We start from the raw sequence: 2,984 nt of genomic DNA on the forward strand, positions 1-2,984 counted from the left end.
AAAACATATTCTTAAAAAGCATTCCTTCATTTGCTAGTTTATCAATATTTGGAGTGGGGGCAACTTCAGATAGAAAACCATTGTAAGCACTAATGGCAGCTAATGCGTGATCATCTGTCATTATGAATAAGATATTGGGTTTTTGTTTATTTAAAACCTCTTGTTTTTCAACAGTTTTACAACTAAAAACTGATAGTAATAAAAGGGTTAAAACACTATATTTTTTCATAATTATTTAAGTATTAATTAAATTTTGATTCTTTTCTTTAAAATAATGTTTTTACTTGACTTCCCAATTAGTATTTCGAACTCTCCTGGTTCTACTTTCCAATCTTTAGAAACTTCGTCCCAAAAAGCAAAAGCACTCTCCATCAAATTAAATTCGATAGTCTTTTTTTCTCCTTTTTTAAGATAAACTTTCTTAAAATCTTTTAATTCTTTTAAAGGTCTATCAACAGACGATTTTATATCTCTAACGTAAAGTTGTACTATATCTTCACCATCAAAATCACCACTGTTTTGTATTTGTAAAGTAACCTTTGCACTATTATTTTTAGTGCTTATTTTTAAATTAGAATACTTAAAACTAGTATAACTTAAACCATACCCAAAAGGAAATAGTGGTTCTATTTTATATTTATCAAAATATCTATAGCCTACATAAATACCTTCTTTATATTCGTTTCTTTCTTCAATTGAATAAAAATCTTTTGGATATTGATCTAATGATTTTGGAAATGTTATGGTAAGTTTTGCACTAGGATTTACTTTACCAAACAAAACATCTGCCAAAGCATTACCACCTTGTTCTCCTGGATACCAAGACATTAATACCGTAGAAACATTTGGCAACCAGTTTCGCATGTCAATTGCACTACCTGCAAAAACAGCAACAGTAGTATTTTTATTAATTTTTGCAATTTCATTAATTAAATTTTCTTGAGCTGGATATAATCTTAAATGATTTCTATCACCTGCTTCTCTCTCTGCCATATGTCCAGAAAGTCCAACTGTTAAAATCACTGCATCTGACTCTTTGGCTAGTTTTTTTGCTTGCTCTAACCAAGCAACGTTTTCATAATCCCAACCCAAACGAAAATCTGCACGATGATCAGTTCTAGCATATTCTGCTCTAATTTTATATTCTTTGCCTTGTTCTAATTCGATAGAACCCATTCCAACCCAGTCTGACCAACTTCCTTTTTTATTTGAAGCAATTAATTGATCATTAATATATAGTTTTGCACTACCAGAAGAATTTCTAATGCTAAAGGTGAAGTTTCTTGATGCGGGTGCTGTTAGAATCCCTGTCCATTGCACAGAAAATCTAGAGGTGATATTTTTTTCCATGCCAGCCTCTGGCACATCATCTTCTGACATCCATTCTTTGTAAATAACCTCATCAACCTCAGTTTTAATTATTTGACGCTCATTAGAATCATTATTATAATAAGTTGCTTGTAAACCTGGTTTTCCATTTTCTGTCTTAAGATACTTAACAGGAATAACTCCACACCCCTCTTCTGCATAATTTCCTGGAGCATAAGTTACTTCAATACCTTTATTTGCATTGTTTTTAATTCCTTGAAAAGGCGTTAGCATTAAATCTTTTTTAACATCTACATAAGCACTGCCTCCTCCTTGAAATAAATGAGGATTATAATTCCCATTATTGTAATGGATGCCGTAATTACCATTGGGTCCGATTACTGCTATTTTTTTAATTTTATCTAAACTAAGGGGTAATATTTTATCATCATTTTTTAATAAAACCATACTTTTTGCTGATGCTTCTCTGGCTATTTCTAAATGTTTTTTATTGTGTAAAATAGATTTATCTAGAGATGGTTTAGTATCAAAAGCACCAGACCAAAACATACCTCTTAACAGGTTTCCTATCATTTTATCAATCGTTTGTCCTGTTACTTCTCCATTCTTTACTGCGTCTATTAAATTTTTTCCATACCAACGTTCTCTGGGCATTTCCAAATCCAAGCCTGCATTTGCTGAATTAGCTGTAGAATGCGTACCACTCCAATCGGACAAAACAAATCCTTTAAACCCCCAATCTTCTCTTAATATTTTAGTCAATAAAAAAGGGTTTTCGCAACTATACACGTCATTCACTTTATTATAGGCACCCATAACACTCCAAGCCCCACCTTCTTGAATTGCTTTTTTAAAGCCAGGTAAATATATTTCGCGTAAGGCACGTTCACTAACAATAATATTTAATTTGTGTCTATTAAACTCTTGATTATTACAAACAAAATGCTTTAGATTTGCCATTACTTTTTGACTTTGTAACCCCAAGACGTAGGCTTTGGCAACCTCTCCGTTTAAAAAAGGATCTTCGGTAAAGTATTCGAAACTTCTGCCACCTCTCGGATCTCTAATAATATTCATTGCTGGTCCTGCATTTGCTTGACCACCAGAAGCTTTCATTTCTGTCGCCATTGCAGCGTTTATTTTGTATATTAAATCTGTATCCCAAGTACTTGCTTGAGCAATAGAAACAGGAAAATAAGTCCCCATTTCTTTAGGTTGATTTGGGCCAAACCATCCTTTAAAAGCATAAGGACCGTGTTCTATTTTAAATCCGGGAATATTTAATCGTTTTATACCATCTGAACCAATTACGCCCTTTTCAGGAATTTTATCTCCTGTTACTAGGTCTATTTTTTCTTCTAAGGTCATTCTAGACAGTAAATCATTTATCCTTTTTTCAATTTCTAAAGTTGAATTTTGATACGGTAATTTTTCTTGTGATATTGTCATATTACTTAGCAACATTAAAATAGCAACAGTATATAATCTCATAAATGTTTTTTAGTTTTATTTAGGCATTTCAGCATTTTTACCCCATTCTTTATTCGGTAGTTCTCCTAATTTCAATGTCAAAGTTGCACCATCCATAATTTGTTGATGGGAAATAAATGGACTATTTATCTCTTTTCCATTTATAAATGCTTTTTGGATGTATT

General features: G+C 32.0%; 1 protein-coding gene and 1 pseudogene. Both read right to left on the reverse strand.

Translation table 11 applies throughout. The annotated features are described in order from the left end of the window. Positions 1–229 (reverse strand): annotated as a pseudogene (locus AC1XJX_RS13595) (hypothetical protein); the annotation flags it as partial. 17 nt (positions 230–246) lie between these two features. After that, positions 247–2,820, reverse strand: coding sequence for a beta-glucosidase (locus AC1XJX_RS13600; protein ID WP_482004534.1), 2,574 nt, complete (start codon positions 2,818–2,820; stop codon positions 247–249). Positions 2,821–2,984: the final 164 nt, after the last annotated feature.

This window comes from Flaviramulus sp., assembly GCF_982512915.1.

Coding starts and splice junctions, on each gene's coding strand:
- AC1XJX_RS13600 (WP_482004534.1), bottom strand. CDS start 2,820: ATGAGATTATATACTGTTGCTATTTTAATGTTGCTAAGTAATATGACA.